This window comes from Gloeotrichia echinulata CP02, assembly GCA_038087035.1.
GTDB lineage: Bacteria > Cyanobacteriota > Cyanobacteriia > Cyanobacteriales > Nostocaceae > Gloeotrichia > Gloeotrichia echinulata.
The window spans coordinates 5,465,406-5,479,784 of sequence record CP051187.1; the positions used below are offsets into that span (position 1 = coordinate 5,465,406).

Consider the following 14,379-nt stretch of genomic DNA (forward strand, 5'->3'; position numbering starts at 1 on the left):
GCGTACCTTCTCCCAAAGTGAGAAGGTACTATGTTAGACCAGCATTTTAGGCTTTGTCGTCACTGATACAATAGCAAGAAGTGATTACTTATCTCAAGATATTGATAAAAACTCAACTGCCCTCTAATCTGTTTTACCTGCGGTAAAAAACAATTAGAGGGCGTCTCGTTTTTATCCCGTCATTCATCCCACACCAACTTCGGGTATGGTGTGGGATGAATGACGGGTTAAGCTAACCGTTCATAGAAATCTGGACAAAGCCACCCAAGGATAGACAATACTAGACAACTACGTTTGTAATCAAAATCGGTTGACGGCGGCTTTACCTAGTCTGAGAATATCAGAATACGGTTAGCGTGAGCAAATACTCCCCATTTTTGTCCAGTAATGTCTACATGTGGGTAGTAATTAAGTTACAGTTCCTCACCCCAGATTATTTGGAATCAGCTCTTTTGGGTTGAGTTGTGCTACTTGAGTTGGCGATCGCGGTTTGCCTGTGGTGATAGCGTAGTTAATAGTCAACAGCTTTAACCAAAATGCGGGATAACGAGGTTCCAACCAAGTACCAATTTTCTCCAGGAAACGGGGGAACCATCCACTCAGCACAGCGCTGACTAGCGCTGAACGACCAAAGTTAAAATAATTACCAAGCCACCTGATCAAATCCCTTGGTCCTGCTAGTTCCCAAATCCACAATAACAACTCTGGATTTTTGCGAGCTGCTTTGATGGCGAGGCGGTTAAAGGTTAACCAATCACATCTATCTTTGATGAAATTATCTGCTACTGCTGGGGGTTCGTCTACCAATAGCCCAAAGAAGGTATTCAGCATGGCGTTAATCCTTTGGGGTGGTAAAAATTTCCCTGTGGGGACCATCATCCCTTTGGAAAATAGCCACGTGACGGAAACGTTACTTTGGTAGGCGCGAATTTGGTTTAAATTGCTGAAACTCAGGAGGTTATGCTTAAGGGCGACATCCAAAAGGGTTGTTAAGCGTTCTAAATTGCGAACCAGGGAACCAAAGCCAGTAAATACCAGGGGAGATTGCAGTGAAGCAGCGTCACCGATGGCAATTAATCTATCAAAGGCTACGGTGCGATCGCTACTCCCGACACTAAAATGTCCGGGTATATAGCCAAATGTCGGTTTTCGCCACACAAGTTTATCCATGTCGCATCGGCGATACTCTGGCAAAATCGTGAAAAAGTCTTCGTACATCTCCAGTAAGGAACCGGGATTTTCAGGATTGACTTCGTGGTAATGAAATAGATAAATCGTCAATTCTTCGCCAATTCCGGGAAATAATTCCCAAATCAACTGTCTTCCCCTGGAAATATCGCCGTGACTGTATAGCACGTCTCCATACTGAGAATCCCAAACTCCAGGGTCAAATCCTCTATCAATTACCGCTCCCACCGTCGGACAAACGCTGTCAAAAGCGCGACCACCATTTAATTGCCAAGCGATGGGGGAGGCGGTGCCCATTGCATCTACTAGCAATCGCCCAGTTACTTGCTTCTCATTTTCACTAGGCAAATGCTTGACTTTTACTATAACTTGTGTATTATCTATATGAACACTGATAAACTCTGTTTCATCCCAGATTTCACCACCAGTAGCCCGCAGCTTGTGCCCGCACATTTGCAGCCATTTTTCGGAGTCCAAGGCTAAATTTAAGACTGTGGGAGTATGTAAGACAGGCGATCGCAATTTAGAAGGATTATTGGCATCAAAAAACTTATTAAATCCATCTTTGTATTCCCGCGCAATGATGGTTTCCAGTTCTGCGGAAGTCACCAAACCCAGGTTAATTAAACTTTGGATTTCATCGCGAGAAATATTCCATTCTCGATTCATCCGCCCAAAAGGCAGACGCTCTATCAATAATACTTTATACCCCAATTTCGCCATCAGCGCCGCATGAATTGCGCCTAAAGCGCCACCGATGTAGATGATATCGTACTGGGGATGAGGATTTTCTTTTCCCCAATCCCCTTTATGGGAAAATACCACCTGACGTGGCTGCTGGGGATTCCGTACACCTTCACGCCATCGTTGTTCCCACCAATAGGCGCGTTTGAGGTCATATTCCCCATTGGGCATTTTTTCAAAGTATTTGACTGTCAGGGGATAATAGGGCGCCAGGGCTGCAAATATTGATTGTTGGGACAGATCAATTGCTGGCGGTTCTGGGTATTGATGGGGAAATTTACTTCTGATTTGAGTAGTTAGCCGTTGTAGGATTTGTTGCTCATGAGGAAAGGGTTTATCTGTCCACCGGAATACTTTTAAATAGGTAGTTCGCTGTAGCGACCAAATAAATACAGAAAGTTCCTTTGGTAACTTTTCAGAAATAGTCGCCCCAACTGTTGTAGTTGCATCTTGAGTTTTCAGACGAAAGCCTTCTGGGGTCAGTATTTTTTCGCCATTTCCAGGTTCAAAGTCTGCTTGTAGCCAATGGCGTACAGCAGCGGTATCGGGAGTAGGAACTTCCAAATAAAGAATTTCTTGCATTTTTTTTCAAATCTCCGATAAATCTACTCACTAAGACAGATTTGTATAAGGCTGAAAATACGCTAAACTCCCCGCTATCAGTTCCATAAAGATTCGGTGAAGAAAATTTAATATTTTGTCAAATCTATTTTTCATTCTCTATTTCTCTAAACCCACGCCATGAATTATCGCATTCCAGACAGCCCTCAAGAAATTGTTGCCCTGCGACAAAAGCCGATTGATGAAGAACTAGTTGCAGCGGCGATCGCCGGAGTGATTAAAATTGTCCGTTCTCAGGGTCAATCTTTGGAAGAATTAACCGCCCAGGTGCTAGCTGATGACCCCCTGCTAGATAAGCAGCAAAGACGCTGGCTGTGTAAAGTGGTGGCTCAAGCTTGGGAAAGTTTTACCTAGAGGAGTGTCGTTGAGCTTGTGGATGGACTTCTCGGTGTTTGCCCAAATTGCGTCCACAGAGTGACTCTCAAAGAGTATCGCTTTTTTTAGGTGTGGGAGTGATCATTCCTGTCAGATTCGCAATTTGGTTCCTGATGTTGGATTTACCGCCTAGCAACCACCTTTTTAACCATATCAGGACTTGGTACAACTTTCAGCACAAACTTCTGATTCTAAATTTTTTAGGCACCTAGAGACAGCGCAAAGGGGTGCAGAGTCTTGGTTAAGAATTTTTCCACAAATTTTAGCACTGCCTCGGCAGTGAGTAACTTAAGCTACATTATTTACCGAAATTTTACGGATTTGATTGTAAACCTCTGCATTTTCTTCAAGAGCCTGGCGTAAATCATATTGAGTTTGTAAATTCAGCCAAAATTGAGCGCTGTTACCAAAATAGTGGGATAAACGCCAAGCTGTATCTGCTGTAATACTGCGTTTTCCAGATAAAATTTCGCTAATCCGTGTCTGAGCTACACCTATATCCTTGCTTAATCGATAAGGTGTGAGATTCATGGGTGCTAAAAATTCTAATTGTAGGATTTCTCCAGGGTGGATATTTGGCAGACGGTTGTTATTCATAATTATTTTTATGTGTCAGTGGTAATCAACTATTTCAACTTCCGAAGCATTATTCTCGTCGGTCCAAACAAAGCAGATTCGCCATTGATCGTTAATACGAATACTGTACTGCCCTTTTCTATCACCAACTAGCTTTTCTAAGCGATTACCAGGTGGAACACGCAAATCGTTAATTGATGTTGCTGCGTCAAGAATCAGCAGTTTTCGTAAAGCAGTTTTTTGGATATTGGGCGGATACTCAGAAGATGTAAAGTTGTCAAAGAGCAGCTTTGTCTCTTCAGATTTAAAACTAACAATCACTATACTATCGGTTTGCGTTACTATCGTCAACCGTTAGTATACACTGCTAACTGCCAAGACAAGTCTCGTTTCCAGCCGGAGGCTGGAAAGCGCTCAAGTCAGCTAAGTAGTGGTTCGCCATAATATAGCGGTTCTCGCTTGAGTCTAATACACTCGTAGGGGCACGGCATTGCCGTGCCCCTACCAGCGTATCTCATTGATCTGAAATACGCTGGATTTGCGGGCTGAATTTTACGTTTTACTAATCACCTTGGTTTCTGCTTGAAAATTCAACAATAAACCGTATTCCAATCCTTCCACCACCGCTTGATAAGAAGCCTCCAAAATGTTGGTGGAAACGCCTATAGTTGTCCAGCGTTGTTGACCATTTCCTGATTCTACCAACACGCGGGTTTTGGCGGCTGTGCCCGTATGTCCGTTGAGAATCCGCACTTTGTAATCGGTCAATTCAAAGGCTGCAATGTGGGGGTAAAAGTTGACTAAAGCCTTGCGTAAAGCAGCATCCAAAGCCGCAACTGGTCCATTCCCTTCTGCTGCAGCCAAAATATTCTCACCATTGACAGCTACTTTAATTGTCGCTACAGAATTGGTAGTTTCTTTGCCCTCAATCAAGTCACAATGTACTTGAAAACCTTTAACTTCAAAGAACTGCTGACGAGTTCCCAAAGCTTCATACATCAACAGAGCGAAACTTGCTTCTGCAGCTTCAAATTGATATCCTTCACTCTCCAAGTCTTTCATGCGTTGAAGAAGTAGACGGGCTTCTGATTTCTGCTGCTCTAATTCAATACCAAAAGTGCGAGCTTTAGCCAACACATTGCTGAGTCCAGATTGTTCAGAAATCACAATGCGGCGACGGTTTCCGACTTGTTCTGGCTGAATGTGTTCATAAGTCAGGGGATTACGTTCTACCGCTGAGACATGAATACCACCTTTATGAGCAAAAGCCGACAATCCTACAAAAGGTGCATGTTCATCAGGGGCGAGATTAACTACCTCGCTGACAAAGCGACTAGCTTCTGTCAGTTGGGTGAGCTGGTCTTCTGCGATACAACTATAACCGAGCTTCAGTTGTAAATTAGGAATTAACGAACAGAGGTTAGCATTCCCACAACGTTCACCATAACCATTAATTGTACCCTGTACCATCCTTGCCCCTGCCATAACAGCAGCTAAGGCATTGGCAACCGCCATATCTGAATCATTATGAGTATGAATGCCAATTTGGGGAATTGGGAAGAGGTTTGTGTCTTTCCCAGTCCCTAGCGATGCACTGAGCTTGTCGAAGTGTCCCCAGTCCCCAGTCACTCTTACCACAGTTTGGACAATTTCACTAACTTCATGGGGTAAAGTACCGCCATTGGTATCACAGAGGACAAGCCATTCAGCACCAGCTGCGATCGCCGCCTCTAATGTCTGTAAAGCATAATCTCGATTTTGCTTATAGCCATCAAACCAATGTTCGGCATCATAGATGACACGCCGCCCCTGAGAACGAAGATACTCAATCGTATCGCGGATCATCGCCAAATTTTCGTCTAAAGTCGTTTTCAGACCTGTTGTCACGTGTAAATCCCAAGACTTACCAAAAACTGTCACCCACCGAGTACCAGCTGCCAAAATTGCTTGTAGCATGGGTTCGGTAGCTGCAGTACTATTGGGGCGACGAGTTGAACAAAAAGCAACAACTTCTGCAAGTTTTAGCGGATTTTCTTGTAATTGCCAGAAAAATTGTACATCCTTCGGATTGGCACCAGGCCAACCGCCTTCAATAAAGGGAATTCCTAGTTGATCGAGCCTTTTGGCAATGCGTAACTTATCTTCTATGGATACTGATAAGCCTTCCCGCTGTGTGCCATCCCGTAGTGTGGTGTCATAGAGCCAAAGTTGATGTGAGGGATTTGTGGTCATAAGACTGAGACCTGCGAGACAACTTTTGAGGCAATGTGCCAATATACAACAAAAAGTCAGTTTGGTAATCTAAAACTATGCCCAGGGTACTAGCTCAAGGCCAAACAATTGAGTGCGATCGCAATGTGAATTTACGCAAAATTTTGCTGCAAAATGGTATTGACCTCTACAATGGCGGTGCTAATCTCATAAACTGTCGGGGTATTGGCAGCTGTGGTACTTGTGCGGTCAAGGTTGAGGGTGAAGTGTCGGCGGCGAATTGGCGTGACAAAACGCGGCGTTCGCTTCCTCCTCATTCTCCCACATCAGACCGACGGTTAGCCTGTCAAACTGAGGTTTTGGGCGATGTAAGAGTAACAAAATTTGCAGGTTTTTGGGGAGAAAGTTCCCAAATCAAGTGGACACCAGAAGGTTAATAAGGAGCAAAACAAGATGGGTAGATGGACACCGCTAATTCTGATGGCTGGCGGTTTGGCGATTTTACTGGGTACATTACTCGGCATCAACTTTCCGATGGGTGGGCAAAGTGCCAGCGTTCCTGTGAGCAACAGAAAATCCAGCGTGCTTCCGGCTAATATTAATGTTAATAGCACAGCTGCTGAACGGAATAATGATTCCACGACTGAAAGTAGAAGGAGTGTTGCTCAAAATAACACCTCCACCAATAATGACTCCAGCACAGCTACGGAGAATACCCCAGACGCAACTACTACAGATAGTCAATCCCTCAACGCTCAATCTACAGAGACTCAATCTACAGATACATCATCAAATGATACAAGCCAAAATAACCAACCGATTCGAGCCTTGTGGTAGAGCCTGTTAAGTGATTTTAGTGAGTTATTAGTTATGAGTTATTAGTTATGTACTAATGATAAGTAACTAATGATCAATGACTAATGACTAGTGATGTTTTAATTATTGGTGGCGGCGTTATTGGTTTGGCGATCGCCGTTGAACTCAAATTGCGCGGAGCAAGTGTCACCGTGCTTTGTCGCGATTTTCACGCCGCTAGCCACGCTGCAGCCGGTATGTTAGCACCAGATGCAGAAAAGATCTCCAGTGGTGCCATGCGTTCGTTATGTTGGCGATCGCGTTCTTTATATTTAGACTGGACGCGCCAACTCGAAGAACTGACTAGCTTAAATACTGGCTATTGGCCCTGCGGTATCTTAGCACCTGTTTATGAACAGGCGGTAGACAGCGTAACACAGGGAGATGGGGGACTAATATCCCCCTCATCCCCTGCATATTGGTTAGATGAAGACGCAATTCATCAATATCAGCCAGGATTGGCAGCAGAAGTAGTTGGTGGGTGGTGGTATCCTGAAGATGGACAAGTTGATAATCGGGCATTAGTGCGGACATTGTTGACAGCCGCCGAGTCCCTAGACGTAGAACTTAAACAAGGTATTAGCGTCGAAGCAATTCCCCAGCAGCAGGGACAGGTTGTGGGTGTGCAAACCAATGCTGGTCTAATTCGTGCCGGACATTATATTTTGGCAACGGGTGCTTGGTCAAATGAATTGTTACCCCTACCCGTGCTACCCAGAAAAGGACAAATGTTGAGTGTACGGGTGCCGGAATCTCTGCCGGAATTACCTTTAACAAGGGTTTTGTTTGGACAAAATAGTTATATCGTACCGAGGCGAAATCGCTCAATCATCATTGGCGCAACCAGCGAAGATGTTGGCTTTACCCCCCACAACACCCCAGCGGGTATTCAAAATTTACTCCAAGCAGCCATCCGGCTATATCCCCCATTACAGCATTACCCCATCCAGGAATTCTGGTGGGGATTTCGCCCAGCTACTCCCGATGAATTACCGATTCTTGGCCCTAGCCCCTGTAAAAATTTAACCCTAGCCACTGGCCATTATCGCAATGGGATTCTGCTTGCGCCGATCACAGCCGCATTAATTGCTGATTTGATCTGGGAGCAAAAGTCTGACCCCCTACTGACTCATTTCCATTATTCTCGGTTTCAAACTAAGTCATCTACCTCCAAATCCATGCTGACTCACCCGGTAAATTTTTCTGCGACACTTACCACTCCCGATACCCCACTCCCGACTCAGGACTCACCACTAATCATTGCTGGTAAAACCTTCCAATCTCGATTGATGACAGGTACTGGTAAGTATCGCAACATCGAGGAAATGCAGCAAAGTGTGATCGCCAGTGCTTGTGAGATTGTCACCGTAGCAGTGCGGCGGGTACAAACCAAAGCCAGCGGACATGAGGGTTTAGCTGAAGCATTGGATTGGACAAAAATCTGGATGTTACCCAACACCGCCGGTTGTCAAACCGCAGAAGAAGCAATTCGCGTCGCCCGTTTGGGGCGAGAAATGGCGAAACTATTAGGACAGGAAGATAATAACTTTGTCAAGTTAGAAGTGATACCAGATACCAAATATTTACTTCCCGATCCCATTGGAACGCTGCAAGCTGCAGAACAACTGGTAAAAGAAGGTTTTGCTGTATTACCCTACATCAACGCTGACCCCATGCTAGCCAAACGCTTAGAAGATGTAGGCTGTGCCACAGTCATGCCTTTAGCAGCGCCCATTGGTTCAGGACAGGGACTAAAAACAACCGCTAATATCCAGATTATCATTGAAAATGCCGGCATACCCGTCGTAGTAGATGCTGGCATTGGAGCGCCATCAGAAGCCGCTCAGGCAATGGAATTAGGGGCAGATGCCTTATTGATTAATAGTGCGATCGCTCTAGCTCAAAATCCCGCCGCTATGGCCCGCGCCATGAACCTGGCCACAGTCGCCGGTCGTCTCGCATACCTTGCCGGCAGAATGCCCATCAAAAACTACGCCAGCGCTAGCTCACCTTTGACTGGGACAATTAATAGTTAGGGCATTGGGGATTTGGCATTGGGCATTGGGGATTGGGCATTGTATAGAAAAAACTCTTCCCCATGCCCCATGCCCCATGCCCCATGCCCCATGCCCCATGCCCCATGCCCCATGCCCCATGCCCCATGCCCCATGCCCCATGCCCCATGCCCCATGCCCCATGCCCCATGCCCCATGCCCCATGCCCCATGCCCCACCAATGTTAAGATTACATAAACAATAATTAAGAAGGAATTAATCCATGCCCTATACAACTGAAGAAGGTGGTCGTCTGAATAATTTTGCTCGTGAACCGAAGATTTATACGGCAGAACCTCCCAATGCAGGGCAAAAGCGAACCTATATTTTCTTGGGAATCGCGGCGACAGTTTTGGTGGTCGGCTTGATTGTAGTCGCCTATTCTGTTTCCCATGTTGGTTAAATAGAAATAATTTTAACGCTGCGATCAGGTGCCCACTCTCCGTTTACTCGGCAAAGTGGGCAGAACATGACTAAGATTAAATTTTTAAGATCTTAGGATCTACTCTGGGGGCACATTAATCATGGTAGGGTGCGTGACAATACTGCTCGGTTAAGGAAAATCGTAGGTTGGGTTGAGGCTCTGCGTACTCCTTCGGAGAACCCGCAGGGTAACCCAACAAAGCCCCGTCCATGTTGGGTTAGCCTACGGCTAGCTTGCTACGTTCCTCAACCCAACCTACGAATTTTAAGTTTTTTGAGCAAAACCTACGCAGTATTGGGGTGCGTGACGCTTCGATAAATATTGTACGCAGCTTACTTGACTTGTGGCGTCACGCACCATTCTTTAAATGTGACACTAGCGTAAGTCCTGGATCTTTCAGGTTCCCCATCAGGTATGAGCCTAGTTTTTTTATTTTTTGTTAGAATTACAAATAGTATAAGTATAATTAGATACTTAAAATTCCAGACCTTAAAGCCTGGATTTATCCTGAACAGAACAACATCTACTTGAAAACCATAGTCATAAGCTGTTCCACATTAAACAAGCATATTTCATCATATTGACGGTTGACTGTTAACTATTGACTGTGAAAAGTCATAAGTCTTCAACCCCAGGAAGTGATTATGCAATCAAGATGTGTTGTAGCTTAGTTTAGTTTGATTTTTCACCTGCTTGGATATACCCCATCAGGAGATGTACACTGTGTTTTGGCTTTGTAGCCGCCATGAGCGTGAATGATACTGTACACACAGATAATTTTGCTTGGAATCGGCAAGTTTATCAACGTCTAAAACTTGCCTTAAGTCTGGGCTTACGACGACAACTGTTTTTGGCAGTTTGTGATGATTTGCACTTAAGAAATCAAGTTGCTGCTCGTTTGCATTCTACATTGGCTTATCCAGTTGGGCAAGTGCTATATAAAACATTGGATGGTCAAGAAGATAGCACACCAGCCTACCCACGATTAGTCACTCTGCGGTTGAATTTAAACGAGCCCAATCCCATAGCTCAAATAAATCAATGGCTGAGTAATTATCCACCGCCGATTGTTGGAGCATCAAAGGACACCCCAGGGCGACCGTTACCGATACCTGCATTTCAAATTGTCGGTGTGGAACAGCTAACCAAGCAATCAGTAGCAGTACAGCGTTTATTTTTACACTATCTCCGTTTAAGCGAAGAATATTTGTGTACTCAAGAAGCCGATAAATTCCAAGAATCTAGCCTGCTGTTGTGGGTATCGCGTCCTTGGTTGTCTGCTATTCAGCAATCGGCGCCACAGTTTTGGCGTTGTCGTACTGGTGTGTTTGCTTTTGCGGGGGAACCGACACCAACGATACACAACTCAGGTGATCCAGAACAGGTTTCTAATTCTAGAAGTTTGGATTTAGGAAAGGTTAAGAAATCGACTATTGAAGAAGCGATTATCCAAGCAGAAATGAAAGCAGCTGCTGGTGAATTGGAGTACCAAGAAAATTTCAATTTTGAAACAGATACACCAGTACATGGTGGACGTAAATCTGAAGAAATGACTACATCAAAATTGAAATTATTGAATGTTGAGGTACAACAGCAAGAAACTTTGGCTCAATCTAATGTCAATAATAGGACCTCACTGCCGTATTTATCTAATGTTAGCCAGGAATTAACAGAATTAGTATTCGGCACAAATGACACCAAGAGTGCTGAAGATGGAGAGGATAATTCGCTAGCGCAGCAAATTTTGATTGAAATTGAACAATTACATTCACAACAAGCTGAAGGGGAAATACTAGCAGTAGCGTATCATCGCTTGGGCAACTTATATCGCCTTCGCATTGAACAAGGACAGTCAACTATAGAAAACTTGATGGTGGCAATTATCGCCTATCAGGAGGCAATTTCCTATGATGACACCTCACCGCAATTACCGGATATCTTGAATGATTTGGGTACACTCTACTGGATGCTATACCGCATACCATCCGCTTCGGAAGAGGGAAAAACTTACATAGAGCAGGCAATAGAATTTTATCAGTTGGCGTTAAAACTGATATCACCCCAGACACACCCAGAAACTTATGGGCGTGTGCAAAATAATTTAGGCACAGCTTACGGTGATTTAGCGCGTTTTTCCAACCCAGCCGAAAACTGGGAACAAGCAGTTTTTGCCTACAATGAAGCCCTCAACTATCGTACAGCCCAAATGGATGGATTAAAGTACGCAGCTTGCCAGAACAATTTAGGTACTGCATACTGGCATCTTGGGCAATACAATCAACCGACTGTGCATTTAAAAAATGCGATCGCAGCTTACAACCTAGCACTTGCTCACTACAGACCAGAACAAGAACCACTCAAGTATGGCATGATTCAAAACAACATCGGCACAGCTTACTGGAATCTTGCACAATACGAACAACCAATGGAAAATCTCCAGCTAGCGATAGATGTTTACCGCGAAGCCCTCCAATATCGCACTCCCACTAATGTTCCCAGCGCCTGCGCCGCTACACAAAATAATCTGGGTACAGCATACTGGCATTTAGCAAATTTATCCCAGATAAGTAAGCAAGTGCAACAAAAGTATTTACAACTGTGCATCACCGCTTACGAAGAAGCCCTGACTCTAGCTCACTCACTGAAGACTACCGCTTTAAGTTTTGATTTATTTGCTACTCATAATAATTTAGGATTAGCCCATTATCAACTAGTCACAGATAAGTATTTTAATGGCGATAAAGCAACACGTTCTCAACATTTAGAAGCAGCATTAGAAAACCATTTGCAAGCTTTATATGGATTAAGCCAACAACCAGAGACCTATCACACTACCTTCGCCTATGTGGTGAAAACAATTCGTGCTTTCCATAACGAATTAGGAATACAAGGACAAAATTTAGCTTTATCTAAAGTACCTGCTCAGTTATTGCCAGAAATTTTGTCTAAGTTGTAAAGTGAAAATTTGTCATCCGCCGATTGTATTCCTGAGTACAAGTTAGCTTAATATTATGTCCTTTCTGAAGATAGACGATTATACCAATTATCATCGGTAAATTTTAGTTATTAACTGTTTCACACTTAAAAAGCTCCCAAGAAATATCTGTGGGAGCTTTATTCATACATATTCAGTAGACAGAAAACTTTTGCTTGCAAACGTAGTTGTCTAGTATTGTCTATCCTTGGGTAGCTTTGTACAGATTCCTATGAGCGGTGTCTTGCGGTTTAAGCTAAAGCTGATAAGATGCGATCGCTCAGAGACCAACGATGAGAATTCGGTCGAATCCAACGCTTTTCGGCTTCATTGAAATTGCGTTGATGTATCAGCGCTGAAGCTAAATCCTTCTGTTGTTGAGGGTTGAGTTTGGATACCATCTTTTCGGTGGCGCGTAATGCACAAGTTTGCTCAAAAACGGAAAATTCGCACAACTTCTGTACCTTTCTTTAAGTTATAAAATTTTGGTTTCGGCTTGCTCAAGCAAGGTGGTGGAAGGATTAGTTGTACCACCTTTATCACTCCTGATCTGGTGTACTGACAAACTGGGGATAATTAATATTTAAGACGCTTGATGTATTTTGTACAATCAGGACTTGACAGCCCTACATACTCCAAAATTCAAGGTCTTAGACGCACTTCCGGAAATTTTTATTTGTTTAAGTGTAATCCCTGATACGTTTATCAGTCGAGCAGGTGAGCAAATTTAACTATTTTTTCGGGTATGGGGTATGAGGGTAGGGTTTTCAAGGCGACTTGTACTCATCGTCTTGTGAATCTTCAAAAAGACTTTGGATATCGCCAGCGGTTTTTTGAGAACTATCGCCATTACGTGGATTCTCTCTTCTGCCGTTGTTGTTTTGCCAATTTTATGATTTCATCCATATTTAGGGGTGTAGATTCTCCGCTGTCAATCCCTTGCTGAATCGCTTGAGCCAACTCAGCAAGGCGTATTGCTTTTAAAGCATCCTGCTCCACAAGAAGCCGCACTGATTTTACCCTCTTTCTGGTAGCCAGTTTATCTCAAATAATTGTTCGAGACTATAAGGACAGTCTTCTGGAAAGATTATCTCATATCCTGTCTTTTGGCTCACATATTTTAATGCTTTTTCATAAACTTTTGCTTGGTTTTCCTGTAGATGATTTCGTAAATTTTGAGTTAAATCTTCATTAATTTGTGTTCTAAAACTCATAATTTCCGCTTGCCAATGATTGGCATTATACTCATATTCAGCAGTCCAATATTGGAGAAGAAGTAAATGTCTGATAATCTGTTCGAGCAACCTTTCAACGGTTTTTTTGTCTCGCCGACTCAATTCTTCTAACTCCTCTATTAAATGCTCCTTGTCTAACTCATCCCATCGGTTTTCTTTTAAAAGGTTAATCGTTTGCCCTAACCATTGCTCATATTCACTCTCATAAAGAGATGTTAAGTTAGTGTTGATCGTCATTTTTAACCTCAACTTTACGGATGACATTAATTCGACGTAAAAAAATGCCGGACAACATTATAAATCAATACAGTTCAGTTAGGCTCGAATGATATACACTGTAGGGAACATCCAAAATCTTTTCTTCTAATGACAATTTTATTCGTGCCGTGCCCCTACGACAATTTTCCTTAACTGAACTGTATTGCATTATAAATGAAGCTCCCACAGTTCTAGCCTCAGCAATCACGTCATTTATCAGACCAAATTTCAAAGCTGCTATTGGGGTAAGCCCATTCAAACCTTTGTTTGGTCGAGTCAACCAACTAATTTTCGATAAAGCGGGAACATTCAGAACTTTTAAAACATCAGGTAATCCTACTAGCACTCCATCTGGCCCTTCTGGATCAAATTGCCAAGTAGGAAATTTCCAGACTCCATTATCTTGAGCAGCAATTAAGGTATTCTTTTTTAGGCGATCATGTGGCGTTTGACGAGTGGTATTCAGCAGTTCAGCCACCTGTGGCGCCGTTAGTGAAGACTTGAGTAACTCGTGTCTAAATTTAAAATTTTTGGTAATCGCCGCAATCTCTAATCTACCTCGCTCTTCATCACTAACTTGATTAGCACCCAGCTTGACAGCAACGTCAGTTTCTGCTTTGGAATATTTGGGCGGAGTATGAGTAGTTTCTAGTTGCTGTGCTAAACAAGTAATTTCATCTGGCTGTAGCGAATTTAGATAATCCTGAAATCCCAAGGCGATTCGCTCTAAGGCTTCTTGCATTACGTCTTTTGCGGTAGGACTATCTATTGTGACGTTAATTCCACTCATAAGTCCTCCTGGGGTGACAGCATAACATAGTATTAATTTAAGTAATGTAAGAGATGTCAAATATCTAGATCTCT

At 43.5% G+C, this 14,379-nt stretch carries 14 protein-coding genes; 6 read left to right on the forward strand and 8 right to left on the reverse strand.

Features of this window, described 5'->3' with window-relative positions; translation table 11 throughout:
* Positions 1 to 423: 423 nt before the first annotated feature.
* Entirely contained in the window at positions 424 to 2,514 is a 2,091-nt protein-coding gene (locus HEQ19_24210) for a flavin-dependent dehydrogenase (GenBank protein WYM02132.1), read from the reverse strand.
* 159 nt (positions 2,515 to 2,673) lie between these two features.
* Here HEQ19_24210 and HEQ19_24215 point away from each other — a divergent pair, with 159 nt between their 5' ends.
* On the forward strand, positions 2,674 to 2,907 hold the full coding sequence (locus HEQ19_24215; protein ID WYM02133.1) for a hypothetical protein: 234 nt from the start codon (positions 2,674 to 2,676) through the stop codon (positions 2,905 to 2,907).
* A 309-nt stretch (positions 2,908 to 3,216) separates the two neighbouring features.
* Here the strand turns inward: HEQ19_24215 and HEQ19_24220 are convergent, their stop codons facing one another.
* The 3 genes from HEQ19_24220 to cimA form a co-directional block, all read right to left on the reverse strand.
* Positions 3,217 to 3,525 (reverse strand): HigA family addiction module antitoxin, encoded by a 309-nt coding sequence (locus tag HEQ19_24220; GenBank protein WYM02134.1) that lies wholly within the window; start codon positions 3,523 to 3,525, stop codon positions 3,217 to 3,219.
* A gap of 15 nt (positions 3,526 to 3,540) precedes the next feature.
* On the reverse strand, positions 3,541 to 3,855 hold the full coding sequence (locus tag HEQ19_24225) for a type II toxin-antitoxin system RelE/ParE family toxin (GenBank protein ID WYM03584.2): 315 nt from the start codon (positions 3,853 to 3,855) through the stop codon (positions 3,541 to 3,543).
* Between the two features lie 201 nt (positions 3,856 to 4,056).
* A complete protein-coding gene (cimA, locus tag HEQ19_24230) occupies positions 4,057 to 5,736 on the reverse strand; it encodes a citramalate synthase (protein ID WYM02135.1) in 1,680 nt (559 codons plus the stop codon).
* 77 nt (positions 5,737 to 5,813) lie between these two features.
* Here cimA and HEQ19_24235 point away from each other — a divergent pair, with 77 nt between their 5' ends.
* From HEQ19_24235 to HEQ19_24255, 5 genes are all read left to right on the forward strand, one after another.
* Positions 5,814 to 6,152, forward strand: coding sequence for a 2Fe-2S iron-sulfur cluster-binding protein (locus HEQ19_24235; GenBank protein WYM02136.1), 339 nt, complete (start codon positions 5,814 to 5,816; stop codon positions 6,150 to 6,152).
* A gap of 16 nt (positions 6,153 to 6,168) precedes the next feature.
* Entirely contained in the window at positions 6,169 to 6,552 is a 384-nt protein-coding gene (locus tag HEQ19_24240; protein WYM02137.1) for a hypothetical protein, read from the forward strand.
* A gap of 83 nt (positions 6,553 to 6,635) precedes the next feature.
* Positions 6,636 to 8,606 (forward strand): glycine oxidase ThiO, encoded by a 1,971-nt coding sequence (gene thiO / locus HEQ19_24245; protein WYM02138.1) that lies wholly within the window; start codon positions 6,636 to 6,638, stop codon positions 8,604 to 8,606.
* A gap of 241 nt (positions 8,607 to 8,847) precedes the next feature.
* Positions 8,848 to 9,027 carry a ssl1498 family light-harvesting-like protein gene (locus tag HEQ19_24250; protein WYM02139.1) on the forward strand — a complete coding sequence of 60 codons (180 nt, stop codon included), beginning with the start codon at positions 8,848 to 8,850 and terminating at the stop codon, positions 9,025 to 9,027.
* Between the two features lie 766 nt (positions 9,028 to 9,793).
* A complete protein-coding gene (locus HEQ19_24255) occupies positions 9,794 to 12,004 on the forward strand; it encodes a tetratricopeptide repeat protein (GenBank protein WYM02140.1) in 2,211 nt (736 codons plus the stop codon).
* 269 nt (positions 12,005 to 12,273) lie between these two features.
* Here HEQ19_24255 and HEQ19_24260 read toward each other — a convergent pair whose 3' ends face one another.
* From HEQ19_24260 to HEQ19_24275, 4 genes are all read right to left on the reverse strand, one after another.
* On the reverse strand, positions 12,274 to 12,477 hold the full coding sequence (locus tag HEQ19_24260) for a hypothetical protein (protein WZI67002.1): 204 nt from the start codon (positions 12,475 to 12,477) through the stop codon (positions 12,274 to 12,276).
* A gap of 394 nt (positions 12,478 to 12,871) precedes the next feature.
* The gene (locus HEQ19_24265; protein WZI67003.1) at positions 12,872 to 13,033 is read right to left on the reverse strand and encodes a hypothetical protein; all 162 of its coding nucleotides are present in this window, start codon (positions 13,031 to 13,033) and stop codon (positions 12,872 to 12,874) included.
* A gap of 5 nt (positions 13,034 to 13,038) precedes the next feature.
* Positions 13,039 to 13,494 (reverse strand): DUF29 domain-containing protein, encoded by a 456-nt coding sequence (locus HEQ19_24270; protein WYM02141.1) that lies wholly within the window; start codon positions 13,492 to 13,494, stop codon positions 13,039 to 13,041.
* 64 nt (positions 13,495 to 13,558) lie between these two features.
* Positions 13,559 to 14,305, reverse strand: coding sequence for a hypothetical protein (locus HEQ19_24275; protein WZI67004.1), 747 nt, complete (start codon positions 14,303 to 14,305; stop codon positions 13,559 to 13,561).
* Between the last annotated feature and the right edge of the window lie 74 nt (positions 14,306 to 14,379).

What these genes read in the sequence shown, in the direction of transcription:
- HEQ19_24275 (WZI67004.1), bottom strand. Translation starts at nt 14,305, where the DNA reads ATGAGTGGAATTAACGTCACAATAGATAGTCCTACCGCAAAAGACGTA.
- HEQ19_24220 (WYM02134.1), bottom strand. Translation starts at nt 3,525, where the DNA reads ATGAATAACAACCGTCTGCCAAATATCCACCCTGGAGAAATCCTACAA.
- HEQ19_24255 (WYM02140.1), top strand. Translation starts at nt 9,794, where the DNA reads ATGAGCGTGAATGATACTGTACACACAGATAATTTTGCTTGGAATCGG.
- HEQ19_24240 (WYM02137.1), top strand. Translation starts at nt 6,169, where the DNA reads ATGGGTAGATGGACACCGCTAATTCTGATGGCTGGCGGTTTGGCGATT.
- HEQ19_24215 (WYM02133.1), top strand. Translation starts at nt 2,674, where the DNA reads ATGAATTATCGCATTCCAGACAGCCCTCAAGAAATTGTTGCCCTGCGA.
- cimA (WYM02135.1), bottom strand. Translation starts at nt 5,736, where the DNA reads ATGACCACAAATCCCTCACATCAACTTTGGCTCTATGACACCACACTA.
- thiO (WYM02138.1), top strand. Translation starts at nt 6,636, where the DNA reads ATGACTAGTGATGTTTTAATTATTGGTGGCGGCGTTATTGGTTTGGCG.
- HEQ19_24270 (WYM02141.1), bottom strand. Translation starts at nt 13,494, where the DNA reads ATGACGATCAACACTAACTTAACATCTCTTTATGAGAGTGAATATGAG.
- HEQ19_24250 (WYM02139.1), top strand. Translation starts at nt 8,848, where the DNA reads ATGCCCTATACAACTGAAGAAGGTGGTCGTCTGAATAATTTTGCTCGT.
- HEQ19_24210 (WYM02132.1), bottom strand. Translation starts at nt 2,514, where the DNA reads ATGCAAGAAATTCTTTATTTGGAAGTTCCTACTCCCGATACCGCTGCT.
- HEQ19_24235 (WYM02136.1), top strand. Translation starts at nt 5,814, where the DNA reads ATGCCCAGGGTACTAGCTCAAGGCCAAACAATTGAGTGCGATCGCAAT.